Source organism: Saccharothrix stipae, assembly GCF_054781895.1.
The window spans coordinates 133,474-157,910 of the sequence record NZ_BAAGTN010000022.1 but is presented as its reverse complement, the minus strand read 5'-3'; the positions used below and the strand labels follow the sequence as shown (position 1 = coordinate 157,910).

The 24,437-nt window shown below is 72.4% G+C and carries 24 protein-coding genes; 10 read left to right on the top strand and 14 right to left on the bottom strand.

The annotated features are described in order from the left end of the window. Positions 1-43 precede the first annotated feature (43 nt). The 4 genes from ACYVLT_RS35740 to ACYVLT_RS35725 are packed head-to-tail and all read left to right on the top strand — an operon-like array spanning position 44 to position 2,914. Positions 44-388 carry a lycopene cyclase domain-containing protein gene (locus tag ACYVLT_RS35740; RefSeq protein ID WP_461124584.1) on the top strand — a complete coding sequence of 115 codons (345 nt, stop codon included), beginning with the start codon at positions 44-46 and terminating at the stop codon, positions 386-388. After that, positions 370-690 (top strand): lycopene cyclase domain-containing protein, encoded by a 321-nt coding sequence (locus tag ACYVLT_RS35735; protein ID WP_461124583.1) that lies wholly within the window; start codon positions 370-372, stop codon positions 688-690. The genes ACYVLT_RS35740 and ACYVLT_RS35735 overlap by 19 nt, the downstream gene beginning before the upstream one ends. Beyond that, entirely contained in the window at positions 687-1,385 is a 699-nt protein-coding gene (locus ACYVLT_RS35730; RefSeq protein ID WP_461124582.1) for a class I SAM-dependent methyltransferase, read from the top strand. Before ACYVLT_RS35735 ends, ACYVLT_RS35730 begins: the two co-directional genes overlap by 4 nt. Continuing rightward, positions 1,382-2,914, top strand: a complete 1,533-nt coding sequence (locus tag ACYVLT_RS35725) for an FAD-dependent oxidoreductase (RefSeq protein ID WP_461124581.1) — start codon at positions 1,382-1,384, stop codon at positions 2,912-2,914. Before ACYVLT_RS35730 ends, ACYVLT_RS35725 begins: the two co-directional genes overlap by 4 nt. Positions 2,915-3,023: 109 nt before the next feature. On the opposite strand, the gene ACYVLT_RS35720 is transcribed toward ACYVLT_RS35725, so the two are convergent. Continuing rightward, positions 3,024-3,158: a hypothetical protein gene (locus ACYVLT_RS35720; protein WP_461124580.1), complete on the bottom strand. Its 135-nt coding sequence runs from the start codon at positions 3,156-3,158 to the stop codon at positions 3,024-3,026. Positions 3,159-3,315: 157 nt separating this feature from the next. Next, the gene (locus ACYVLT_RS35715; RefSeq protein ID WP_461124579.1) at positions 3,316-4,032 is read right to left on the bottom strand and encodes an LLM class flavin-dependent oxidoreductase; all 717 of its coding nucleotides are present in this window, start codon (positions 4,030-4,032) and stop codon (positions 3,316-3,318) included. Between the two features lie 68 nt (positions 4,033-4,100). On the opposite strand from ACYVLT_RS35715, the gene ACYVLT_RS35710 reads away from it, so the two are divergent. Together ACYVLT_RS35710 and ACYVLT_RS35705 are read left to right on the top strand one after the other, a co-directional pair. Beyond that, a complete protein-coding gene (locus tag ACYVLT_RS35710) occupies positions 4,101-4,379 on the top strand; it encodes a GNAT family N-acetyltransferase (RefSeq protein WP_461124578.1) in 279 nt (92 codons plus the stop codon). Between the two features lie 9 nt (positions 4,380-4,388). Further along, positions 4,389-5,387, top strand: coding sequence for an MBL fold metallo-hydrolase (locus tag ACYVLT_RS35705; protein ID WP_461124577.1), 999 nt, complete (start codon positions 4,389-4,391; stop codon positions 5,385-5,387). A gap of 180 nt (positions 5,388-5,567) precedes the next feature. Here ACYVLT_RS35705 and ACYVLT_RS35700 read toward each other — a convergent pair whose 3' ends face one another. Next, positions 5,568-6,323: an alpha/beta fold hydrolase gene (locus ACYVLT_RS35700; RefSeq protein WP_461124576.1), complete on the bottom strand. Its 756-nt coding sequence runs from the start codon at positions 6,321-6,323 to the stop codon at positions 5,568-5,570. Positions 6,324-6,397: 74 nt separating this feature from the next. On the opposite strand from ACYVLT_RS35700, the gene ACYVLT_RS35695 reads away from it, so the two are divergent. After that, positions 6,398-7,009, top strand: a complete 612-nt coding sequence (locus ACYVLT_RS35695) for a TetR/AcrR family transcriptional regulator (RefSeq protein WP_461124575.1) — start codon at positions 6,398-6,400, stop codon at positions 7,007-7,009. Here ACYVLT_RS35695 and ACYVLT_RS35690 read toward each other — a convergent pair. From ACYVLT_RS35690 to ACYVLT_RS35680, 3 genes are read right to left on the bottom strand one after another with little or no spacing between them, the layout of a single operon-like run. Then, positions 7,006-7,443 (bottom strand): response regulator, encoded by a 438-nt coding sequence (locus ACYVLT_RS35690; RefSeq protein WP_461124574.1) that lies wholly within the window; start codon positions 7,441-7,443, stop codon positions 7,006-7,008. The genes ACYVLT_RS35695 and ACYVLT_RS35690 overlap by 4 nt on opposite strands. Next, positions 7,440-8,930 (bottom strand): sensor histidine kinase, encoded by a 1,491-nt coding sequence (locus ACYVLT_RS35685; protein WP_461124573.1) that lies wholly within the window; start codon positions 8,928-8,930, stop codon positions 7,440-7,442. Before ACYVLT_RS35685 ends, ACYVLT_RS35690 begins: the two co-directional genes overlap by 4 nt. Continuing rightward, on the bottom strand, positions 8,930-10,120 hold the full coding sequence (locus ACYVLT_RS35680) for a PP2C family protein-serine/threonine phosphatase (protein ID WP_461124572.1): 1,191 nt from the start codon (positions 10,118-10,120) through the stop codon (positions 8,930-8,932). Before ACYVLT_RS35680 ends, ACYVLT_RS35685 begins: the two co-directional genes overlap by 1 nt. Positions 10,121-10,252: 132 nt before the next feature. Between ACYVLT_RS35680 and ACYVLT_RS35675 the strand changes: the two genes are divergently transcribed. Next, positions 10,253-10,954 (top strand): lysophospholipid acyltransferase family protein, encoded by a 702-nt coding sequence (locus ACYVLT_RS35675; protein WP_461124639.1) that lies wholly within the window; start codon positions 10,253-10,255, stop codon positions 10,952-10,954. Positions 10,955-10,957: 3 nt separating this feature from the next. Here the strand turns inward: ACYVLT_RS35675 and ACYVLT_RS35670 are convergent, their stop codons facing one another. Further along, entirely contained in the window at positions 10,958-11,410 is a 453-nt protein-coding gene (locus tag ACYVLT_RS35670; RefSeq protein ID WP_461124571.1) for a YkvA family protein, read from the bottom strand. A gap of 119 nt (positions 11,411-11,529) precedes the next feature. On the opposite strand from ACYVLT_RS35670, the gene ACYVLT_RS35665 reads away from it, so the two are divergent. Both ACYVLT_RS35665 and ACYVLT_RS35660 read left to right on the top strand, forming a co-directional pair. Next, a complete protein-coding gene (locus tag ACYVLT_RS35665; RefSeq protein ID WP_461124570.1) occupies positions 11,530-12,171 on the top strand; it encodes a jacalin family lectin in 642 nt (213 codons plus the stop codon). Then, on the top strand, positions 12,171-13,538 hold the full coding sequence (locus ACYVLT_RS35660; RefSeq protein WP_461124569.1) for a trypsin-like peptidase domain-containing protein: 1,368 nt from the start codon (positions 12,171-12,173) through the stop codon (positions 13,536-13,538). Before ACYVLT_RS35665 ends, ACYVLT_RS35660 begins: the two co-directional genes overlap by 1 nt. A gap of 138 nt (positions 13,539-13,676) precedes the next feature. Here ACYVLT_RS35660 and ACYVLT_RS35655 read toward each other — a convergent pair whose 3' ends face one another. The 7 genes from ACYVLT_RS35655 to ACYVLT_RS35625 all read right to left on the bottom strand — a co-directional run bounded on the left by ACYVLT_RS35655 (position 13,677) and on the right by ACYVLT_RS35625 (position 24,274). After that, complete coding sequence (locus ACYVLT_RS35655) at positions 13,677-14,480, bottom strand: hypothetical protein (protein ID WP_461124568.1); 804 nt, start codon at positions 14,478-14,480, stop codon at positions 13,677-13,679. Positions 14,481-14,484: 4 nt separating this feature from the next. Continuing rightward, positions 14,485-18,894, bottom strand: coding sequence for an nSTAND1 domain-containing NTPase (locus ACYVLT_RS35650; RefSeq protein ID WP_461124567.1), 4,410 nt, complete (start codon positions 18,892-18,894; stop codon positions 14,485-14,487). Positions 18,895-19,143: 249 nt separating this feature from the next. Then, positions 19,144-19,866, bottom strand: a complete 723-nt coding sequence (locus ACYVLT_RS35645; protein WP_461124566.1) for a D-Ala-D-Ala carboxypeptidase family metallohydrolase — start codon at positions 19,864-19,866, stop codon at positions 19,144-19,146. 249 nt (positions 19,867-20,115) lie between these two features. Beyond that, complete coding sequence (locus ACYVLT_RS35640; RefSeq protein WP_461124565.1) at positions 20,116-21,873, bottom strand: NAD(P)/FAD-dependent oxidoreductase; 1,758 nt, start codon at positions 21,871-21,873, stop codon at positions 20,116-20,118. Beyond that, positions 21,870-22,709, bottom strand: a complete 840-nt coding sequence (locus ACYVLT_RS35635; RefSeq protein ID WP_360450623.1) for a ferredoxin — start codon at positions 22,707-22,709, stop codon at positions 21,870-21,872. Before ACYVLT_RS35635 ends, ACYVLT_RS35640 begins: the two co-directional genes overlap by 4 nt. Positions 22,710-22,930: 221 nt before the next feature. Continuing rightward, positions 22,931-23,683, bottom strand: a complete 753-nt coding sequence (locus tag ACYVLT_RS35630; protein ID WP_461124564.1) for a DUF4142 domain-containing protein — start codon at positions 23,681-23,683, stop codon at positions 22,931-22,933. A gap of 12 nt (positions 23,684-23,695) precedes the next feature. Next, entirely contained in the window at positions 23,696-24,274 is a 579-nt protein-coding gene (locus ACYVLT_RS35625; RefSeq protein WP_461124563.1) for a hypothetical protein, read from the bottom strand. Positions 24,275-24,437 lie beyond the last annotated feature (163 nt).

Sequence of the window (24,437 nt, the reverse complement as noted above, 5' to 3'; positions counted from 1 at the left end):
CGCTGTCATGCGGACCGCTGCCACCCGCCTTACGGTGAACCGCATGGACGATCGGTGGGAGTACCTGTCGGTGCTCGTCGTCTGCCTCTTGTTGACCGCGCCGCTGGAGTACCTGGGCGCGGGCGTGTACCGGCGGTTCGACGCGTTGGCCCGCGCGGTGCTGCCGGTGGTGGTGCTGTTCGGCGCGTGGGACCTGGTGGCCATCGCGCGCGGGCACTGGACGTTCAGCGAGCGGTTCACGCTGGGGTTCGTCCTGCCGGGCGGGATGCCGGTGGAGGAGGCGTTGTTCTTCCTGGTGATCCCGCTGTGCGCGCTGCTGACCTACGAGGCGGTGGGCGCCGTGGTCGTGCCCCGGGTGGAGGGCGCGCGGTGGGTCCGGAATACCTGATCGCCGCGGTGGCGTCGGTCGGGCTGACGGTCGCCGCCGAACTGCTCCTGCTGCGCACCGGCCTGTTCCGCCGTCCCGCCTACTGGCTGACCATGGCGATCGTGTTCGCGTTCCAGGTGCCGGTCGACGGCTGGTTGACCAAGCTGAGCGCGCCCGTCGTCATCTACGCGCCCACCGCGATCAGCGGGCTGCGCGTGCCGTGGGACATCCCCGTGGAGGACTTCTTGTTCGGCTTCTCGATGATCACCCTGACTCTGCTGCTGTGGGAACGCGCCCGTGCCCGGAAGGCGGCGGCCCGATGACCGGGTTGGCGGTGGACGCGGTGCCCGCCGCGTTCGACTCGGCGGCGCGCGGCTACGACCTGCTGGTCGGCGCGAACCCGGGCTACCACCGGGAGCTGCGCAGGTCGGCCACCGCGCTCGGCATCGCGCACGATGGTGCCGGACAGCGCTTGCTCGACCTCGGGTGCGGCACCGGCGCGTCCACCGCGGCGCTGCTCTCGGTCGCGCCGAAGGCGGAGATCGTCGGCGTGGACGCGTCGGCCGGGATGCTCGACCGGGCGCGCCGCAAACCGTGGCCGGACACCGTGTCGTTCGTGCACGCCCGAGCCGAGGACCTCACCGCGCACGGCCCGTTCGACGGGATCTTCGCCGCCTACCTGGTCCGCAACCTGGCCGACCCCGACCCGGTGCTCGCCGCGGTCCGGGGTCTGCTCAAGCCGCGGGCGAGGTTCGTGGCGCACGAGTACTCGGTGCGCGACTCGCCGGTGGCGGGCGCGGTCTGGACCGCCGTCTGCTGGACGGTGGTCATCCCCGGTGGCGTGGTGGTGACCGGGTCCCCGGCGCTCTACACGTACCTGTGGCGCAGCGTGCTCGACTTCGACGGCGTCCGCGCGTTGCGACACCGGCTGCGGCGCAACGGGTTCACCGACGTCCGCGTGCTTCCCGCCGCCGGGTGGCAGCGGGGGATCCTGCACACGTTCGTGGGGCGCGCGTGAGGCGGGACCGCAAGGCGGTGCGCGTTCCGGGGCCGACCGGGCGGCCGACGTGCGAGCGGGACGTGGTGGTCGTCGGTGGCGGGATCGCGGGGTTGGCCGCGGCGACGATCCTGGCCGAGCGCGGCGCGCGGGTGGTGCTGTGCGAACGGGAGGACTACCTCGGCGGCCGCGTGGGCGGCTGGCCGACGCGGTTGGCCGACGGCAGCCACGCCACCATGACCCGCGGCTTCCACGCGTTCTTCCGCCAGTACTACAACCTGCGGTCGCTGCTGTCCCGGGTCGACCCGGACGGCTCGGCCCTGGTCGGGCTGCCGGACTACCCGCTGTGGCGCGCCGGTGGCCACCGCGAGGGCTTCGCCGGGCTGCCGCGCGCGGTGCCGTGGAACGCGGCCGGTTTCCTGGTGCGCAGCCCCGCGTTCGCGTGGCGCGACCTGGCCGCCGTGGACGCCCGTGCCGCCCTGCCGCTGCTGGACGTCTCCGTGCCGCGCACCTACCACGACCTGGACGACCTGGACGCCGCCACCTACCTGGACCGCGTCCGCTTCCCCCGGGCGGCGCACGCGTTGGCGTTCGAGGTGTTCTCCCGCAGCTTCTTCGCCCACCCCGGCCGGATGTCCGCCGCCGAACTCGCGACCATGTTCCACATCTACTTCCTCGGGTCGAGCGAGGGCCTGCTGTTCGACGTGCCCGCCGACCCGTTCCCGCACGTGCTATGGCAACCGCTGGCCCGTTACCTGACGGGTCTCGGCGTGACCGTGCGGACCGGCACGCCGGTGCTGCGGGTGGACGCGGGTGAGCGGTTCACCCTCCACCTGCCGGACTCGGTGCTGGAAGCGGACGCCGTGGTGATGGCCCTGGACGTCGAGGGCTTGCGCCGAGTCGTGGGTGGGTCGGATCTGGGCACACCGCAATGGCGCGCGGACATCGCGAACCTGGAGTGCGCGCCGCCGTTCCTGGTCTCCCGCTACTGGCTGGACCGCCCGGTGCGCCGCGACCGGCCGGGGTTCCTCGGCACCACCGGCTACGACCTGCTGGACAACGTCTCGGTGCTCGACCGCTACGAACGCGAGGCCGGCGAGTGGGCCACCCGCACCGGCGGCTCGGTGGTCGAACTGCACGGCTACGCCTTGCCGTCCGCCGTGGATCCCGCCGACGCCCAGGCCCGCCTGTTGGCGCAACTGCACGCCGTCTACCCGGAGACCCGCGCGGCACGGGTCGTCGACGCGCGGCACGAGCTGCGTGCCGACTGCCCGCTGTTCCCACCCGGCGGCTTCGCCCGCCGGCCCACCGTGCGGACGCCGGTGGACGGCCTGGTCCTGGCCGGCGACCTGGTCCGGATCGACCTGCCGGTGGCGTTGATGGAACGTGCCGCGACCACCGGCTTCGCCGCCGCCAACCACCTGCTGTCGCGGTGGGGCGTGGCGGGCACGGACCTGTGGAGCGTCCCAACCACGGGCAGGGGTCCGGTCCTGCGCGCCCTGGCCCGCCGCTTCGGCCGCAACCCGACCAGCACCCCGGTCCCGATCTGACCAACCGGCTTCTCCTCGCACCGGCCTCGGCTCTCGAAGTGCGCATCACGACCACCGGTGGTGCTCAGGGCGCTGTTCGTCATCACAACACCCTGAGCACCACCACCCCTCACGTCGGCGTGGGCGGCTCCGGCGTGGGCGGAATCGGCGGCTCGGTAGCGGGCGAGGGCTCGGGCCCCGGCGGCTGGGGCACCGGCTCCGGCACGGGCACGGGCCGCGGTTCGGGCGTCTGAGGCTGGACCATGTCGACCTCCTTCACCCCACCGGGTTACCCAACCCACCCACCTCCTACCTCCACCCCCGCCTCCTCCCTCCAATCCCCACGTGTCCTCCCTCCAGAACGCGCGTGTCCTACCTCCAGAACGCGCGAGTCCTACGTTCAGAACACCCGAATTCAACGCTCAGGACGCGCGGGGTGGGTCCGTGGCACGACGGGCGACCGACGGTGACGGGGTCAGGTTCGGCAGGACCTCCCGGCTGAACAGCCGGATCGTGTCGAGCACCGCCCGGTGCGGCAGACCGCCGATGTCGACCATGACCAGTTGCGCGTCCAGGTTCAGCAGCTCGGTCAGCCGGTTCAACCGCAACGCCACCCGTCCCCGCTCGCCCATCGCCTCCCGGTAGCGCTCCACCACCGGTCGATGCGTGCACGGGTCGCGCAACGTGCTGGGCAGCATCAACGGCCGGGGTGCTGCACGGGACGCGGAGTCGTCGTGACGTCCTCCAGCGGACTGCGGTGCTTCCTGCACCGCGAACGCCACGTCGGTCCGCTGCGACACGCCCCGCGCCACGATCAGCTCCGCCCGTCCCTGCGACAGCACGTCCAGCGTGGCCAGGTTCTCCGCCACCCGAACGGGGGCGTGGTGCGCCGGCAGCGTCACCCCGGTGGACAGCCGCAACCCGGACGTGCGCTCGGCGATCGTGGCCAACAACAGTTCGGGCGCCGAGACGATGTACCGGGTGAAGTGGTGCTCGCCGATCGCCACCCCGACGAAACCCGCCTCCTCGGCCGCGACGGCCTGCTCCACGATCGCCCGCATCCGGTCGCACTCGGTGACCGCCCGGCCGGTGTGCGGGTTGGGCAGGTGGTCGCCCAGCATCGGCAGGTAGACGTCCATCCGCCGATCTTGTCCGCACGGCTACGGTGGCACCGGTCGAGAACCCGTCCGAGCGTCAGGAGTGCGATGTGACCGCGGTGTCCGTGTCCGACAACCCCGAGCTGTCCCGCTACGAGGTGCGCCTGGACGGCGAGCTCGGCGGCTTCGCCGAGTACACCTCGGTGGACGGCGTGGTCACGTTCACCCACACCGAGGTCGCCATCGAGGGCAAGGGTCTGGGTAGCGCGCTCGTCCGGCAGGCGCTGGAGGACGTGCGTGCCAAAGGCCGGACCGTGGTGGCCCAGTGCCCGTTCGTGCGCGGCTACCTGGAGAAGCACCCCGAGCTAGCCGAGGTTACCGGCAAGTAGTATCCGGGGATGGAGTGGACAGAGCCCGGCGTCTTCGAGGTCGCACCCGGTGTATACAGAATACCGCTGCCACTGCCGAACGATGGGTTGCATACAGTCAACGTGTATGCAATCGACGATGGTGACGGCCTCGTCCTGATCGACTCGGGCTGGGCGCTCGACGAGGGCGAGACGGCGCTGGAAACGGCGCTGGGCGCCCTCGGGCACGGGTTCGAGGACGTCCGCCGCTTCCTGGTCACCCACGTCCACCGCGACCACTACACGATGGCCGTGGCACTGCGCCGCCGGTTCGGCACCAGGATCGCGCTGGGCGCGGGGGAGCAGCCGTCCCTGGCCAAGGTCATCGGCCGTCGCCGGGACGGTTTCCGCGACCTGGCCACGTGGGGCGCTCCGCACCTGGCCGAACGGTGGCGCGCGGTGGTGGCGTCGGTCGGCGAGGCCGAGTTGCGCGACTACGAGGAGCCGGACGAGTGGCTCCACGCCACCGACCTGGCCCTGGACAAGCGCGTGCTGCGCGTCCTGCCGACCCCCGGCCACACCCGGGGGCACGTGGTGTTCATCGACGTCGACGCGTCGCTGCTGTTCGCCGGCGACCACGTGCTGCCGCACATCACGCCGTCCATCGGCTTCGAACCGGCCCGGCCCGCGCTGCCGCTGGGCGACTACCTCGACTCGCTCCGCCTGGTCCGCGACTACCCGGACCTGCGGCTGCTGCCCGCGCACGGGCCTGTTACCGAGTCCAGCCACGCCAGGGTGGACGAACTGCTCGCCCACCACGAGGACCGCCTGGCGGCCACGCTGGATGCCGTGCGCGCGGGCACGGGTACCGCCTTCGAGACCGCCCGCAGGCTGGGCTGGACCCGGCGGAACCGGACGTTCGCCGAGTTGGACCTGTTCAACCAGGTGCTGGCGACCGGCGAGACGGCCGCCCACCTCGACGTGCTGGTCCACCGCGGCGTGCTGACCGCCGACGAGGACGACGGCGTGAGGCGGTACGCGATCGGCTGAGCTCCCCCGGACGGCTGGGGCGCCGGGTCGGCTGAAGTCCGCGGTTGGCTGTATGCCGGATCGGCTGGGTGCCGGATCGGCTGGAATGCCCGGTCGGCTGGAATGCCCGGTCGGCTGGGGTGCCGGATCGGCTGGGGTGCCGGTCAGCGGAATTGCTCAGGCCGCCGAGGGGCCGCCGGGTCAGCGGAAGTGCTCGGCGAGGACGGGGGCGAGGACGTCCGGCGCGATGTCGTGCCAGCGGCCGTCCAGGGTGCGACGCCGGGCGTTCGGCAGGCGTTCGGCGACGCCGTCGGCCCAGGCGCGCAGCCGTTCGTCGCTGCCCTCGCTGTCCAGCACGAGCGTCGGCACGTCGACCGAGGCCAGGTCCGGGACGGTGCCGGTGATCGTCAGGTCGTAGGCGGTGGTGTGGGCCAACGCCTCCAGTACTGGCCAGGCCGGTGACCGCCGCATCCCCGCGGTGACCTCCTCCGGCACGCCGCACGCGACGTGGAACCGGCTCATCGCGTCACCACGCCGACCCTCCGCCACCAGGGCGTCGATCTCGGCGCTCACGTCCGGCCCGACCTGCTCCTCGAACGACAGCGGCGGCTCCAGCAGCGCCAACGCGGTGATCGGCACCCCGGCCGCCGCCGCGTGCAGGGCCAGTACCGCACCGGACGAGAAACCGTATACAAAAGCCGATCCACCGGCCGCGTCCACGACCGCCGCCAGGTCCTCGACCTCGCGGTCGATTGCATACGGTCGACGGTCGCCACTCTCGCCACGACCCCGGCGGTCGTAGGTGTATGCGGTATACCCCCGCAACGCCTCGGCCAGCGCGGGCATCGGCCCCGAGCCGCGGAAGCAACACGCCGGATCCACCAACACCACCGCCGGACCGTCGCCGACCCGCGTGTACCCGATCGTGGTGCCGTCCTTCGAGGTCACGGTGCTCATGACCACTCCTCCAGTCGGGGAACTGGACGGTACGGTACTCGTCGCAGTACTGGACGGTCCAGTACTGTCAGCCCGTGGAGGAGAGACGATCCGACCGCAAGCGCCGAGCCATCCTGGACGCCGCCCGCACCGTGTTCCTGCGGCACGGCTACGTCGGCGCGAGCATGGACGAGGTCGCCGCCCTGGCCGAGGTGTCCAAGCAAACCGTCTACAAGCACTTCGCCGACAAACAACGGCTGTTCACCGAGGTCATCACGGCCGACATCCGAGCGGCCGAACAACGGTCCGACGACGTGGTCGACGGCCTGGCCGACACCGCCGACCTGGCGCGCGACCTGCGCGAGATCGCCCGCAAGCTGGTCACCGTGGTCACCCAACCGCACCTGGTCCGGCTGCGGCAGGTCGTCATCGGCGAGGCCGACCGGTTCCCCGACCTGGCCCGCACCTGGTACGCCTCGGGCCCGCACCGCGGCTACGAGCGGCTGGCCGAGCGGTTCGCCCGCCTCACCGAGCAGGGCAGGCTCCGGACACCGGACCCGCTGCTGGCCGCACAGCAGTTCACCTGGCTCGCGCTGTCGGTGCCGCTGAACCGGGCCATGTTCGACCCCGAGCCCTACCCCGAGGACGAACTGCTCAGGTTCGCCGACGAGGGCGTGCGCGTCTTCCTGGCCGCCTACCAGCCCTAGCGGGGCAGCTTCACGACGGTCACGAAGAAGTCGTCGATCTGCCGCACGACCTCGATGAACCGGTCGAAGTCCACCGGCTTGGTGACGTAGGCGTTGGCGTGCAGGTTGTAGCTGCGCAGGATGTCCTCCTCCGCCTCCGACGTGGTCAGCACCACCACCGGGATGGGCCGCAGCGCCGCGTCCGCCTTGATCTCGGCCAGCACCTCGCGGCCGTCCATCTTCGGCAGGTTGAGGTCGAGCAGGATCAGCCCCGGCCGCGGCGCGTCCTCGTACTGGCCCTCGCGGCGGAGGAACTCCAGCGCCTCGACGCCGTCGCGCACCACGTGCAGCTGGTTGCGGATCTTGTGGTGCTCGAACGCCTCCTGCGTCATCAGCGCGTCGCCGGGATCGTCTTCGACCAGCAGGACGTCGATCACGTTCAGCGGGTTGGTCATTGCTCGTCGTCCTCTACAGCCGGCAGCGTGAACTTGAAGGTGGTCCCGGTGTCGTTCGTGGTGTCCAGCCAGATCGTGCCACCGTGGTACTCGATGATCTTGCGGCACATGGCCAGCCCGATGCCGGTGCCGGGGTAGTCGTCCTTGTGGTGCAGGCGCTGGAAGATCACGAAGATCCGCTCAGCGTACTCGGGCTCGATGCCGATGCCCTGATCACTGATCGTGAACGTCCAGAATTCGCCCGTCCGCTCCACGTCGACGCGCACGTGCGGCGGCTCGTCGCCGTGGAACTTCAGCGCGTTGCTGATCAGGTTGCCGAACACGCCGCCGAGCAGCGACTCCTCGCCGCGCACCGTCGGCAGGTCGGCCGCCTCGACCGTGGCGTTGGTCCGCTCGATGACCTCGGAGTAGTTGTCCAGCACCTGGGAGACCAGCTCGTCGCAGTCCACCAGCGTCTGCTCGCGGCTGATCCGGCCCACCCGGGAGAACGCCAGCAGGTCGTTGATCAGCACCTGCATCCGCTTCGCGCCGTCGACGGCGAACCGCAGGTACTGCTCGCCGCGCTCGTCGAGCTGACCGGAGTAGCGCCGCTCCAGCAGCTGGCAGAAGCTCGCCACCTTCCGCAGCGGTTCCTGCAGGTCGTGCGAGGCGACGTAGGCGAACTGCTCCAGCTCCGAGTTGGACCGCCGCAGCTCCTCCAGGTCGGAGAGGATGCGCACCCGCATGGCCTCCACGTCCTGGCCGAGCATCACCGTCTCCTTCGGCCCGCCCGCCTCGACCGCGTGCTCGAAGTCGCCCGACGACACCTGCCGCACGTCCGCGGCCAGGCCCGTCAACGGCGCGATGACGATCCGGTACAGCATCACCGCCACCCCGGCGATGATCAGCACCAGCAGCAGGCCCAGGCCGACGACCAGCCACAACGCCTGGCGAGCGGTGTCCGTCACGTTCTGCCGGCCCTGGGCGGAGGCGTCCGCGAGCTTGGCCTTCAGCGCGGCCAGCGCGGTGCGGGCCCGGTCGAACAGCTCCTTGCCGCGCTCGGCTTCGGCCAGGGTGGTCTGCGGGTTGCCCGACACGTACACGAAGTCGACCAGCGGCTGGGCGTAGCTCTGCCGCCAGTCGGCCGCCAGCTGGTCGACCTCGTCCAGGTCGCGGAGCAGGTCGGGCCGCGCCTGCGACAGCAGCGACCGCGCGGACTGCACGGCGTCGTGCTCGGCCTTGCCGCCCTCGGTGTAGGGGGCCAGGAAGTCCTGGTTCGCGGTGAGCACGAACCCGCGCAGCCCGGTCTCCTGGTTGGCCAGTGCGATCTCGACCTCGAACAGCTCGCGGCCCGCCGGGTCGATCCGTTCCAGCAGCTCGGTGCGGGCGTCGGTCAGACCGTTCAACGCGACCACGAGGCTGCCGATGGCCCCGGCGCAGACGACGATCAGGACCGCGACGGCCGCGATCAACAGCTTGCTGGCCGGCCAGCGGGTGCGGTAGTCCATCAGTCGCGGTCCGAGATCAGCAGCACGGCCATGTCGTCGTCCAGCTCTCCGCCGTTGAGTTCCTTGACCTTGCTGATCAGGCTGTCCAGCAGCGTCGCCGGTGTGCGCGTCCAGTCCGGCCGTGCCGCGGTGATGTCGCCGATCAGGTCGATCAGCCGCTCCGAGCCCAGCCGCTCGGTGTCGCCGTGCACGCGGCCCTCGACCAGGCCGTCGGTGTAGAGCAACATCGCCCACCCCGGCGGCAGCGGCACGTCCAGACCGCTCCACGTGCTGTCCGGCAGCACGCCCAGCGGCAGCCCGGCCCGGTCGCGCGGCAGCTCCACCACGCGGTCGCCGACCAGCAGCATCGGCTCCGGGTGCCCGGCCAGGTAGACCCGGGCCCACCGGCGGTCCGGCGAGATCGTCACCATGCAGGCGGTGGTGAACAGGCCCGGCTGGTGGCGTTCGTGCTCCAGGATCTCGTGCAACGTGCGCAGCACCCGCGACGGCTCCTGGTCGGCCAGCACGAGCGCCCGCCACGCGATGCGCAGGAACACGCCGATCGCGGCTTCGTCCGGCCCGTGCCCGCACACGTCGCCGATCAGCACCTGCAACGTGCCGTCGGAGGTGCGCACCACGTCGTAGAAGTCGCCGCCCAGCAGCATCCGGCTGCCGCCGGGCCGGTAGCGGACCTGCCAGCCGATGTCCTCGCCGTGCATGATCGGCGACGGCAGCAGGCCGCGTTCCAGGCGGGTCTTCTCCGCCGCGAGCAGCTTCTCGTCGCGCAGTTGGCGCTGGGTCTCCTCGACGCGCTTGCGGCCGACCGCGTACCGGATGCTGCGGGCCAGGCCGACACCGTCCACCTGGCCCTTGACCAGGTAGTCCTCCGCGCCCTGGGCCACCGCCTGGGTGCCCTGGCGCTCGTCGTTGAGGCCGGTGAGCACGATGATCGCCACCGGCGCCGGGTCGGCGAGCAGCCTGGTCAGGCCGTCGAGGCCGGTCGTGTCGGGCAGCCCGAGGTCCAGCAGCACGCAGTCGGCCTTGGGCAGCAGGCCCTCGGCCTCGCGCAGGGTCCGCGCCCGGTGCAGGGCGACGTCCGCCTCGACCTCGTCCAGCAGGGCTTCGACCAGCACGGCGTCGCCCTCGTCGTCTTCGACGAGGAGCACGTTGATCCGGTTCACCGCGGTCCGCGGTGTGGGAAGCCCTGCCACGGGGGAGGAGATTAGTCGAACGCGATCAGGCCTGGGTGACGGCGGTGCGGCGGGTCGGCGGAACCGACGGGGTGGGGCGCGGTGCGCGGCCCGGACGCCATGACCGAAGATCCTGGCGTGACGTTCTCCCAGATGGTGGCGCTGACGACCCGTTTGCCCCGGCGGGGCCGCGGTTTCTGGTACTCCGTGGCGATCGACCTGCTGTGGCCGCTGGTGGTGCTGTTCGTGCGCATGCGGATGGCGGGTAGGACCAACATCCCGCGCGAGGGCGCGGTGCTGCTGGCCTCCAACCACCTGTCCTTCGCCGACCCGGTCACGTTGACCGCGTTCGCGCTCGCCTCCGGCCGGGTGCCCCGGTACCTGGCCAAGGCGAGCCTGTGGAAGGCGCCGGTGATCGGGTGGGTCATGTCGTCGGGGCGGCACATCCCGGTCGACCGCGACAGCGTGCGCGCGGGCAAGGCGCTGGACGGCGCGCGGACCTCGTTGGACGCGGGGGAGTGCGTGATCGTCTACCCGGAGGGGACCTTCACCAACGATCCCGACGGCTGGCCCATGCGCGGCAAGAACGGCGTCGCGCGGCTGGCGCTGACGTCCCGCACGCCCGTGGTGCCGGTGGCCCAGTGGGGCACCAGGGAACTGCTGCCGCCGGGCAGCTTCGTGCCCCGGCCGTGGCGGAAGGTGACCGTGGTGGCGGGCGCGGAGGTCGACCTGTCCGACCTGTACGGGCTGGAGCCGACCAAGGTGGTGCTGGACGAGGCGACCGCGCGGATCATGGGCGCGGTGACCGCGCTGCTCACCGGTGTGCGCGACCTGCCGCACCCCGGCGGGCGGTGACCGTCAGCGGGTCTTCTTCGCCTGGCGCTCGCGTTCCCACCGCAGGTACTGGCCCGTGACGGTGGACACGCTGGTGAGCAGCCACACGGCCACGCCCGCGTCGTCCGTGACGCCGATCAGCGGCAGCAGCTCGGGCAGCAGGTCGATCGGGGAGACCAGGTAGACGACGGCGAACGCCCACGTGGCCAGGGTGGTCGTGGGCAGGCCGTAGGCCTTGCGCTCGCGCAGCAGCCGGGGCAGCGCCCTGGCCCGGTCCACGACGTTGCCGACCGGGCGCGGCTCGCCGTTGCGCTCCCACCGCCGACGCCGGCGCACGACCCACAGCACACCGGCCGCCACGCCGAGCACGACCAGGCCGGAGCCGACGACGGCGGGCGGCAGGCCGACCAGCTCGTCGTCACGCCACAGCAGCGTGCTCAGCCCGACCAGGGTGAGGACCACGCTGAGGAAGATCACACGTCCATGGTAGTGGCGGCGGGGCGCTCGCGGGGGTGGGGCGGGCGTCAAGTCACGGCGCGGAAACTTCCGCGTCGACCTGGGCGCGGCGCGGGCGGGTCGATCAATACGATGGCTCGGTGAGCGATTCCCCCCGGTTACCGGCGAGATCGGTCGTCGTCGCGCTGTTCGTCGTCGCCGCCTGTGCGGTCCTCGCGGCCGGTGGCCTGACCGCCGTGGTCCTCGCCGACGACCGGCCAAGGCCGACCGTCCAGGCGTCGGCCGGGCGGCCCTCGCCCAGCGCCCGGGAGGACACCTCCCGGGCGCTGGGGCCGCCGTTGTGCCTGGTCGGCTCGTGGCGCACGGTGGACGAGCGGTTGATGATCAAGTTCTACAACAACGAGGACCCGATCCCGTTCACGGTGAGCGGCCGCGCCTACGACTTCCGGCCCGACGGCACCGGGACCGAGCGGATGGACAACGTCGTGTTCACCGGCACGTTCCAGGGCAACCAGCTGCGGTTGGTGGGCAACGGGTTCAGCGAGTTCACCTGGACCGCCACGGACAAGGTGATCACCTACGGCAACCGGACCCGTTCCGAGGCCTCGTTCTCGTACTACGACCAGCGCGGGTTCCTCGAAACCCAGCCGTTGCCGGGCGACCGCCCGATGAACGAGGTGAACGACTACGCCTGCCAGGGCACGCAGCTCGTGGAGAGCAACGCGGGTCTGGGCTTCCAGTCGGCGTGGGTGCGCACCGCCGCGTCCGGGGTGTACGGCTGATGCGCGCGGTGTTGACGGCGGTGGCGCTGCTGGCGTTGATGGCGGCGCCCGCGCCTGCCGCCGCTGCGGCCGCTGCCGCCCAGCCGTCGAGCCCCGAGGAGCTGGCCGCCGCCATCGCCAGGCCGGCCATCGTGTTCATCACCGTGGAGTGGCACGGCTGGGTGCGCGACAAGCGCTCCGGCGAGGTGTTCGGCGGTGAGAAGGGCTACGTGGTGAAGGCGACGTGCAGCGGGGTGGTGATCCGGCCGGACGGGCACGTGGCCACCGCCAGCCACTGCGTCCACACCGGACCGCAGGGTGGCGCGGGCGCGTTGTTCGACGCGGCGATCGCGGACCTGGCGGCGGTCGGTCGGATCGGCGACCGGGCGAAGGCCAGGCAGCAGATGGCCGAGCACGCCGTGGCCGAAGGGGCGAACCCCGACCGCCCGATCGACCGCGCGATCCAGGTGGAGCGGATGGAGGCCACCGGTGACGGTCCGATCCGCGACATCGCGCCGGCCACCGTGGTGGACCTGGTCGCCCCGACCGACGGTGACGTGGCGGTGCTGAAGGTGCCGCGGGACAACCTGCCGTCGTTGGAGGTCAGGGAGGAGCAGACGGCGGTCGGCACGCCGATCCTGGCCATCGGGTACCCCGGTTCGGCGAGCGCGGCGGTCGACCCCAGCCTGGAGCCGAGCAACAAGAACGGGCAGGTGTCGGCGCGGCGGACGCAGAACGAGCGGCCGTTCTACGAGTTCAGCGCCGCGGCCACGCAGGGCATGAGCGGCGGGCCGGTGGTGGACATGGAGGGGCGGGTCGTCGGTCTGGTGAGCCAGGGGTCGCCGGGGGAGACGCAGTCGTTCAACTTCGCCGCCGCGTCGTCGACGCTGCTGGACGTGCTGGCGGGCAAGGACGTCAAGGCGGAGCCGGGCGCGCACGACCGTGCTTACCGGGCCGCGTTGGACAGCTACTTCGCCGAGGACTTCGACGGCGCGGTGGAGGGGTTCGACGACGTGCTGGCGGCGTCGCCCGGTCACCTGCCGGCCGCGGAGTACCGGCGGTCGGCGGTCGATCGCGGTGGGTCGGCCGGAGGTGGCTCGGTGCTGCTCATCGGGCTCGCGGTGCTGTGCGCCGGTGTCGCGGTCGCGACCGCGACGGCGGGCACGGCGATCGCGCTGGCCCGCAGGCGGCGGTCGTCCGTCGGTGCCGTGCCGCCCGGGCCGGTTCCGGTTCCCGGGCCGGTTCCGCCGGTGGCGTCCGGTGTGGACACGCCGCCGTTCGGCATCCCGGTGCAGGTGGCGCCCGTCGTGCCGCCGCCGGCGGACGCGGACACCGTCAAGGTGGAACGGCCGGAGGACGGGCCGACGACGCCGCGGCCGTCGTCCTGAGCGTTGAACTCGGGGGTCCTGAACGTAGGACACGCGCGTTCCGAACGTAGGACACGCGCGTGTTGGAGGTAGGACTCTCGGGACGTGAAGGTAGGACTCTCGGGGAGTGAGGGTGAGGGGGAGGGTGGGGGCGCGGGGTTAGGGGTGGCGGGATCTGGCGGTGCGGTTGGCGTCGGCCAGGTCGGCGGCGGTGACGAGGCGGACTTCGGCGGCGCGGCGGGCGACGGCGAACCTGGTGTTCTGCAGGCGGCCCGCGTGCGGTGCGAGGAACGGGTCGTCGGCGGCGCCGAAGGCGATCGCCGAGATCGCGCGGATCGCGTCGTCGACCCGTTGCGGCCGGTGGAGGTTCCACGCGTAGCCGTGCCAGTCGAGGACCCGTTCGAAGATCTCCCGGTTCGACGGCGGCCGGGGGTAGTCGTCCGCGCCCACCAGCCACGGTTCGCACAACGCCAGCGCGACGAACCAGTCCCGCCCGCCGCGCACCAGCCCCGGACCGGTCCGCGTGTCGTCACCGGCCGACCGGAACGGCACCTCCGGCGCCACCGGCGAGTGCTCCACGTCGAGGGTGATCAGCAGGTCGGCGAACCCGTCGCCGCCACCGCGCCTGCCCCGCAGCAGCACCAGCTGGTTCTCGCCGGCGTCCAGCAGCGCCGCCGCCGACCGGGTCAGGATCACCCGCCGCGCCCCGCCCGGCGCGTCGAACAGGCTCGACAGCTGCGCCTCACCCGCGCCCAACCACGTCAACGACACCACGTCCGCGCCGACGGCCAGCTCGCCGACCAGCCGCGACACGTGCGGCGCGCAGTCCGGCAACGCCACCACCACCCGACCCGGACCGGCCGGACCCACCACACCGTGCGGCGCTCGCCCGAACAGCAACGACTCGCCCGGCCCCAACACCACCGAGGCCAGCCCGGCGCCCCGCACCACCACCCGCGGCACGGCGCTACTCCGGGCACCGGGGCGGGTCGCCCCGGTCCGGTCCCAGCGCCCGCCACTCCTCGGCCAGCGTCGCCGGGTCGAGCGCACCGCACAGCACCTCGACCGCGTGGTCCGGCACGAGGTCCCACAGGTGGGCGGCGCCGTCGGCGCTCACCGACGCGATCAGCTCGCCGTCCGGGTGGAACGCCACGTCGTTCAGCTCGGCGCCGTGCCGGTCCAGCCGCGCCAACTGCCGGGCGCCGTCGACCTCCCACAGCCGCACCACGGTGTCCTGGCTCGCGGTGGCCAGCGTCCGGCCGTCCGGGCTCCACGCCACCCGGCGCACCGGCGAGTCGTTGCCGGTGAGCCTGCCGATCTCGACACCGTCCTTGATCCGCCACAGCCGCACCAGCCGGTCGCCACCACCGGTGGCCAGCACCGAGCCGTCCGGGCTGAACTCCACGTCGATCGCGATGCTGTCGTGGCCGGGCAGGATCCGCCACTCCGAGCCGGGGTCCACGAGGTCCCACAGCCCGATCCGCCCGCCCGCCAACGTCACCGCCAGCGTGCGGCCGTCGGGGCTGAACGACACGCCGGTCGGGTAGTTGGGCTCGACGCCGTTGACCGGGGTGTTGCGCGGCTCCTGGGCCGTCGCCCGGCGGGTGACCAGCTCCAGGTCGGCGGCGTCGAACAGGAGCGTCTCGTCGCGCTCCTCCTTCGACCCGGGCGGGGTGCGCCCCGCGACGGCGATCGTCTTGCCGTCCGGGCTGAACCTCACCGCGGTGAACTCCGTGCCGGGCCGGGAGAACCGGCGCGCCTCCGCGCCCGTCTCCGCCTTCCACACCACGAGCAGGCCGTCCACGTCCACCGTGGCCAGCTCGGTGCCGTCCGGGCTGAACGCCACGTCGTAGGCGTTGTCGCCGTGGGCCGTCAGCTCGTGGACCACCTTCGAGTTCCGGTGGTCCCACAGCCGCACCACGCCGCTGCCGCTGGTGGTGGCGAGCAGGTTCCCGTCGGGGTGGAAGGCCGCGCTGAGCACCGCGGAGTCGCGCCGGCTCAACGTCGTGCGCTGGTAGGACCACACCGTGATCACGCCGGTGGAGTCGGAGCTGAGCAGCGTGCGGCCGTCGGCGGGCATCGCCACGCCGAACGTGGTCACCGAACCGGCCGCGTACTGGGTCAGCAGGTCACCGGTCGCGATGTCCCACGAGTAGACGCTCGCACCGACCGCGCCCGCCACCACGGCCGAGCCGGACGGCGTGAACGCGACGGAGCTCAGCCCCACCTCGGGCGCGGTCACCACCTTGCGCGTGGCCCACGTCGCGGTGTCCCACAACCGGATCGTCGCGTCCATCCCGGTGGTGGCCAGCAGCCCGCCGTCCGGCGCGAACGCCAGCGAGTTCACCTCGCCGGTGTGCCCGGTGAGGTTCGCGACCACCGCGCCGTCGCTCGCCCGGTGCACCACGACGTCGTTGCCGTTGGTCAACGCGATCAGCCCGGGGTCGGGCAGCAGCGCCATCCGGATCGAGGGCGCCGCCGTGAACACCGCCCGCTCGGTGAACCCCGCCGTCTCCCACACCACCACACCGCGATCGGTGTAGGCGACCAGCGTGCCGCCGTCGGGGGAGAGCGCGGTGTCGACGGCCTCGCCCGGCACGGTGAACACCCGCTTGCGCGCCGGCACGTCCCACAGCTCGACCTTCGAGGTGGTCGGGTCGGCGGTGGCGAGCAGCCGGCCGTCGGTGCTCATCGCCGCCGTGCGGTACCAGCCGCCCTTGTCGTCCAGCACGGCCAGCTCACGGCGCGTGGGCACGTCCCACAGCCGCAGCGTGCCGTCCCGGCCGCCGGACGCCGCGGTCTTCCCGTCACCGCTGACCACGAGCGCGTTGATCGCGCCGACGTGCCCGGTCATCCGACCGCGGTAGGCGTCGGTGCTCGCGGACAGCAGCGCGCTGCGCCCCTCGACGGTCGGGCTCGCCCGCCACGCGCCGAATGCCGCCAACGCCGCCCGCCGCGGGTCCACGGTCTGGGCCAGCGCCGACTCCGCCGCCAGCTGCCGCGACAGGTTCTGCTGCCGGCCGGTGTCCGCCCGGTCCCGTTCGGCCTGCGCCGACTGCTGCAACCGCGTGGCCACCACGACCGCCACCGACGCGATCACCAGCAGCAGGCTCAGCGCCACCACCAGGCCGCGCAACCGGTTCGTGCGCCGCCGTGCCGCCAGCTGACCGGCGTGCTCGGCCGCGGTCGACCGGTTCAGGAACTCCTGCTCCGCCGGCTGCAACCGCACCCGGTCCCGCGCCGACTCCAACCAGGCGCTCAGCGACGCCAACCGGACACCCCGGTACAGGTCGTCGTCGTGCTGCCCGGACTCCACCCACACCCGGACCGAGTCGGTGAACCGGCGGTGCTGCACCAGCCCGGCGCGGTCCTCCTCGATCCAGTCCCGCAGCCGCGGCCACGCGGTGAACAACGCCTCGTGGCTCAACCGCGCCCCCGAGCCGTCCACGGTCACCAGCCGCGCCGCGATCAACCGGTCCAGCACGTGCCGCTGCACGGCGAACTCGCGCGGGTCCACCCGCCGCCGGACCACCGCGCCGTCGTCCAGCACCGCCACCAGCCGCAGCAGGATCGCCCGCAACGCCTGCCGCCCGGCCGGGTCGAGCGCGGCGTGGATCTCCTCGGCGGTGCGCGACACCGCGCCGTCGATGCCACCCGCACGGCGGTAGGCGGCCAGCGTCAGCACCGGGCCGTCGCGGTGCAGCCACGACTCGCGCAGCGCGTGCGCCAACCGGGGCAACGCGCCGGGGTCGTAGCCGATCTCGCCGCGCACGCCCAGGTCGGCGATCATCCGCTCGGGCAGGCCGGGCTCGACGTCGACGCCGAAGTCCTTGGCGGGGCTGACGATCGCCTGCCGCAGCCCCGTGGCGTCCAGCGGTCCCAGCAGCACCGGCGCGGCGAGCGCGGGGCGCAGCGGCGCGAGTTCGATGCACCGGTCCAGCAGGTCGGCCCGCACGGCCAGGACGACCAGCGCCGGTCGTGCGGCGGTCAGGGCGGTGGCGAACGCCAACCGGGCCGCCTCCGGCGCGTTGAACACCTCCTCGAACTGGTCGACCACGATCACCGGCCGCGTCGGGCCGGCGCAGAACTCGCCGAACCGCAGCGGCGTCTCCCAGATCAGCCGCGTCCACTCCGCGACGCCGACCGGGGTGTGCGCGGCCATCGCGGCGGCCAGGTTGCCCACCGGGTCGACGCCCGGCGTCAACACCACCTGCGGCCACGTGTCGTCGCCCTCCGAGCTCAGCGCGGGCAGCAGCCCGGCCTTGAGCACGGACGACTTGCCCGCGCCGGACGCGCCGACCACCACCACCGGCTCGCCGCCGCCGACCTGCTCGGCCAACCGGACCAGCAGTTCGGTGACGACGTGCTCGCGGCCGTGGAACAGGTCGGCGTCGGCCCGTTCGAACCCGCTCAGACCCGGGTACGGGGTGGCCTGCGGCCGGGTGCGCGGGGTGCGGGGCCTGTTGGCGGAACGCAGGATCGCGCGCACCAACCGGCCCTGGTCGTCCCCCTGGCCGGGCGAGGTGGGCCGGGCGGCCCGCGCGGTGTCACCGTCGTACGCGGCGGTCCGGGCGGCGGCGATCAGCGCCGCGGCCGACTCGAACCGCCGTGCCGGGTCCTTCGCCAGCCCGCGCAGGACCACCGCGTCCAGAGCAGGGGTGACGGTCGGGCTGAACACCGACGGGGCGGGCGGCGGTTGCAGGAGGTGGGCGGCGACCTTCGCGGCCGGGTCGGTGGCCGGGTGCGGCAACCGGCCGGTCAGGCACTCGAACAGCACGCAGGCCAGGGAGTACTGGTCGGACCGGCCGTCGACCGCACCACCGGATAGTCGTTCCGGGGCCATGTAGTCCCAGGAGCCGATGAGGTCGCCGGACCTGGTCAGCGCGGTGGCCTCGGGCGAGGTCTCCCGCGCGATGCCGAAGTCGGCCAGGTACGCGTGGTCCTCGGCGGTGATCAGGATGTTGGACGGCTTGACGTCCCGGTGGACCAGGCCGCGCTCGTGGGCGGCGTCCAGCGCGGCGGCGACCTGGGCGAGGATCTCCAGCGCCCGCACCGGGTCCACCTCGCCCGCGCCGAGCGCGCGGCGCAGGTCCGTGCCCTCGACCAGCATCATGTCGAGGTAGAGGTGGCCGTCGATCTCGCCGAAGTCGTTGACCGGGATGACATTCGGGTGGCGCAGCCCGGCGGCGATGCGCGACTCGCGCTGGAACCGGGCGCGGTACTCGTGGTCGGTGGCCGAGGCGGAGAGGCGCTTCAGCGCGACGACCCGGTCGTTGGCGCTGTCGTAGGCGCGGTGCACCACGCCCATGCCGCCCTGCCCCAGCAGGTCGCGGATCTCGTACCGCCCGAAGTCCGCTAAGCCGGACCGCGCCCCCATAGCGCCCCCTCACCCTGAGCCCGCCCAAACCCTACTCGGCCGCGCTTGCCCGGTGATCCGCGCTCGACCCCGATCGGAAGGGGTGTGCCGCGGGCCCCGGACGGGTGTGGGACGCCCGCCCGCGGCCCGCGGTTCCTCGTGGACCGGACCCCGCCGGTCGAAGGGGTGGTGCCGGCGGGGTCCGGGGGAGCGGCGCCCGCGGGGCGAGGGGTGAACCCGCGGACGCCGGGTCGTGCCCTGTCGGATCGGTCAGATGCCGCAGGACGACGCCGACCAGAAGCGGCTGCCCCGGTGGTCGACGTGGGTGTGGTCGCCGTGACCCGGGTAGCCCGGGCCGAGGATGCCGTTGAAGCCGTGGTTGCGGGCCTGCTGGGCGAGCCGGCACAGGGAGTGCGGTCCGGCGCCGAGGTCGACCGCGTCGCCGTAGAGATGTCGGGAGTCGGACGCGCCGCCGGCCGCGTCGTTGCACGCGATGCTGCGGAACCCGCTGGTCACCCGGATCGCCTGGTCGCCCAACGCGTGCCGCATCGCCTGGAGCTTCCACATCGACACCAGGGCGTTGAACTTCGCGGTCGCCGCCGACACCTTGCCGCCGCCCCAGGTGGAGTTGCAGTTGTTCAACTCCGCGTAGGAGAAGTTGATCGGCGTGCAGTCGTCGTCCTGCAGGGCGTAGAGCCGCGAGTACGTCGCGCTGCCCGCCACTCCGTCCGCCCCGAGCCCGTACGCCTGCTGGAAGCGCACGAGGGCCGACCTGGTGGCCGGGCCGAACTGGCCGTCGATGCCGAGCACCGCGCCGTAGCCGGGGTAGCCCGACAGCCGGATCTGCAACTGCCGCACGTCCTCGCCGGACGCGCCCGAGGAGAGGGTTCGGTTCCACGTGTAGCAGCCATCGGCTTGCGCCGTGCCGCCACCAGTCACGAGCACCAGGGCGACGAGCGCCAACGAGGCCAGATAGGAAACTAGTCGGAGCACAGGGACCTCCAGACCGGGTTGGGGGACGGCTCTGGAGCCTGTCGGAGAGGTAAACTTGCGTCAATCTGTCCTCGATGTCCGAATATTTCACACATCAAGAACAGTTTGTGAACGGGCGGGTCGTGCCGGGACGAGCCTTCGGTGCCGCGAAGTCGGGCCACCGCGCGACGGGCGGTGACCCGACTTCCCTGTCCCGGAACCGGATGGTCGACGGTCGGGGTTACCGCGACACGGCGTCCAGGTGACGTGTCACCGTGGTCTGGCCTTCGGTCCGGTGCGGGCCAGCGACCGGGTGTGCGACCGCGAGCGCACCACCGGCGCGTGCGAGGGCGGGATGGGCAGCGGCTGGGACTCCTGCTGCTGGCGCGGCACCCGGGCCAGCTCGACCGGGTCGGAGAACCGCGTGTGGTTCGGTCCCGGCTGGGCGCGCACGGATTCCGCGCTCGCCGACGCGGCGCGCGCCGACTCCGAACGCGCCGACTCCGAGCGCGCGGCCTCGGACCGGACCGCTTCCTGGAGCAGCGCGTTCTCCAGTCGCAGCGCCTCGGACCGGACGGCCTCGAACCGCATGGACTGCTCCGACCGCGTCGGCTGGGACCGCCTCGGCGCCTCGAAGTGCACCGCCTCGGTGCGTGGCGCCTCGAATCGCACCGACTCCTCGATCCGGGTCGGTGCTGCCATCGGACCCACCGCCGCGACCGGCGCCGGTTGCGCGGGTGGGGCCGGTTGCGCCGGCTGCACGGGTGGGGCGGGCGGCGGGGTCTTCGCCACCGCGTCCTGCTGGGGCACGTGCTGCGGACGACGCCGCTGCGATCCGTTGTCGGTCACCCGGTTGTGCCGCCACAGCTCGGTCGACAGCTTGATCATCGCGGTCGGCGCGTCCAACCCGACCATCCCGACCAGGCGCCCGTCGTTGATGAACCCGGTGATGGTCCGGTGGTCCTTCTGCGAACCGGCCAACGTCGTGGTGTCCGTGCCCATCGCCGGCAGCCCGGACCCCTGGATGCGCATCCCGTACTGCTCGGTCCAGAACCGGGGTACTGGGGTGAACGGCCGCGAATTCTCCCTGCCCGCCAACAGGTTCTCCGCGGCCGCCCGCCCCATTTCCACCGCGTTGAGCCAGTGCTCCACCCGACGCGGTTGTCCTCCGAACCGGAGGTTCGGCCACCGCGCGACGTCACCCGCGGCCACGATGTCGGTCCCGCCGACCACGTGGCACGTGGGGTCGCACAGCACGCCGTCCTCCAGCACCAGACCCGACCCGCGCAGCCAGGCGATCGACGGCGAGGCGCCCACCGCGATCACCACGACCGCGGCGAAGAACACCTGCCCGTCGGAGAGGTGGATCGCCACCCCGCCCGCCTGGCGCACCCAGTGCCGGATCTTCACGCCCATCGCCATCCGGACACCGCGCACCCGGTGCGCCTCGGTGACCGTGTCGGCGATGTTCTTGCCGACCGCGTTGCCCAGCAACGTGGACGACCGGCTCACGATGGCCACGTCACGGCCCATCATCTTCACCGACGCGGCCATCTCGCAGCCGATGAGGCCGCCGCCGATGACCACGATCAGGCCCTGCGTGGAGTTGATCGCCTGCTTGATCGCGATCGCGTCGTCCACCGTGCGCAGCACGTGGATGCGCGGGTCCTGGCGCGGCGCGCCCGCCAGGTGGCGCGGCTCGACGCCGGTCGCGATGATCAACCCGTCGTAGCGCAGCTCCTCGCCGCCGGGCAGGCCCACCACGTGCCGGTCCGGCTCCAGGTGCGTTGCCGCGGTGCCCAGCCGCCACACCGCGTCCAACTCCCGGCTGATGGTCAACCGCAGGTCGGACGCGATCAGCTCGCCGTTGATGGCCTCCTTGGACAGCGCGGGTCGGTGGTAGGGCAGGTGCCGTTCCGCGCTCACGATGGCGATCTCGCCGCGGAAGCCCAGCTCCCGCAGCCGTTCGCCCGCGCGCAGCCCGGCCAACCCGCCGCCCGCGATGACCACCCGTTCCTCGTTCTTCACCGCACACGCTCCCGCAGCTCGATCGCCCGCATCGGGCAGGCACGCGCGGCCGCCCGCGCCTGGGCGAACTGCTCCGGCGGTGGCCTGCGCTCGTAACGCAGGCGCTCGTCGTCGACCAGCTGGAACAACCCGGGCGCCTCCGCCTGGCAGATGCCGTAGCGGTGGCAGCGCTCGTTGTCGACGCTGATGTCCAACGCGCTGCCGCCCGCGCCGTCCGGCTCCGGCTCGAAACCGGGCTCCGGCTCCAGCATGCCCAGCCGCACCAGCCAGTCCGGCGGCAGGAAGCGGGCGATGGCGATGGTCGCCGTGGGGATCAGGATGGTGAGGCCGGCCAGCCACAGCACGGCCAGGTTGCCGTTCGCGATCGCGCCGAACCAGGAGTGGACCACGGTGACGGTGACCGCGACGTAGGCCAGCTGGTGCAGCCTGAGCCACTTGCGGTAGTAGACCTTCTTGCGCAGACCCGCGGTGACCGCGATGGTCAGCATGATCTCCAGGCCGAGGGTGCCCAGGGCGTGCCGGAACAGGCCGCCGTCGTAGAACGGCACCAGGACCTTCAAGTACGAGAACGCGCCGAGCTGCAACAGGGTGAACGAGATGGCGTGCAGCGACCCGAACGTCAGGGCCATGGTCGCCAGCACCATGTGGCTGTTGCGCAACCCCTGTCTGCCGGAGATCTTGTTGGCCCAGCCCGTCGCGATCAGCACGCCCCAGCACAGGGTGGCGCACATGGTCGCGTAGGCCAGACGCGCCGAGATCTGCGCGACGTGGCGCACTCCGGCGTCGTGGTCGCCGCCGGTCGCCTGGGCGATCAGCAGCGGAACCTGGGTGAGCACTGGTCTTACCTCCGAGATGGCGGGAGAGAACTCGCAGGCGGTGGGAGAGGCCGACCCGTGGCCGACCCCGCGGGGCCGGCCCTCAGGGGCCGACCCGCCCGGCGGGCCGCGCAGGAGTGGTCACGACCTGCCGGGCGGGTTCGAGGGTGTGGAAGTCTCCACGCGATGGGAGACGCGCTGGTAGTGCGACTGCGTTATCCGTTCTGACGGACCACCTCCTCTCACTTGACGTTGCCGCGAGGCCGCAGCAGGCGCAGGATCCCGATCGTCACCACCGCGCCTGCCAGGCACATGAGGAGCACGACGAGGGGACTCGGGCCGTCCGACGGGATCTGGGCCGCCGCGCGCACCGGGTCGGCGTTCACCGCCGCCGCGGGCGCCGCACCGGCGGCCACCGGCTTGGACAGGCCCATGTCGGTGACCATGTTGGTGCTCTCCAACAGGGTCATGTGCTTGAGCACGATCTGGTTGCACACCTGGGCGAACTGCCGGATCGCCTCGTTGCGGGTGGTGGCCCGCACCGCCGCGATGGCCGGGAAGATCGACCCGTGCGCGGCACGCAGCCGGTTGGCGAACGAGTCGTCGAACGCCGCGCCCGTGCGGGACCGCATCTCCGCCATCCACGACTGCTGGTCGGCGTTGGCCTCGTCCGGCAGCGGCACGCCCATCTGGGACGCCAGCCGCACCACCCGCTCATCGAGGAACGTGTGGTCACTGGCCAACTGCGCGCCGACCTCCTTGACCCGCGTGCTGGCCGCACGGGTCTGCGCCTCCTCACCCATGGGCATCTCCCACAGGCCGGCCAGTCGCACCTTGACCAGCAGTTCCTTGTCCGAAGCGGTGATCGGGCCCAGCGGTGTCTGCTCCACCGGCCCCGCACCGGGCGGGTCGTCGGCGTGCGCCACACCGGGCAACGCGGGCAGCACCAGCAGGTTCAGGGCCAGCACGACCGCCGCGAAACGCTTGGCTGACATGGGGTTCTCGTCCTAGTAGCCGTCGCCGGTGGACGGTTGGCCGGGCGCCGCGCCGTCGTTGGCCTGCGCCTTCTTGCCCTCGGGCGTCACCGCGAACCACGCGCCGCCCTTGCCCTGCCCGGCGATGTCGCCCGCCTTCTTGTCGCCCGCGTACCGGTACAGGGGCCAGCCGGCCAGCGTGACCTGCTTCTTGCCGTCCGCGCGGGCCACCGAACCCACCAGCGTCGGGTCGACGCCCGAGGTCATGGTGTGGTCGCTGACCAGCACCGGGGGCCACATCTTCAGGCACTCGCCATCGCAATTGGACTTCGCCGGTTTCGCGGTGTCCTTGTCGTAGCGGTACAGCGCGAAGCCGCCCGCGTCCGCCACGAACCACCCGACCTGCTTCGACTCGGTCGCCGACAGCATCTGGTGCGGCTCCTTGCCGAATTCCGGCTGCTGTTGGAGAGTCGTCGAACCGGAACCGGCGCCGGCCGCGGGGTTCTGGTTGGCAGCGTTGTTGATCCCGGCCGCGCCACACGCGCTGACCAGCATCAACGCCGCTGCCGCCGGAGCCAGCAGCAACGCCTTCGCCGAACGTCGACTTCGCATCCTTGGTCCTTTCTCCTGCTGGCGGGTCCGCCAAAAGGCCTAGGGACCGGGGACACCGGGTCCGAGCCTTTGAAGCGGATACCGTGGAGTACGGACACGATGCGATGACGGTTCACGAACAAATCAACGACTTTTTTTGCGGCCAAACCCTCGACGCGGCGGC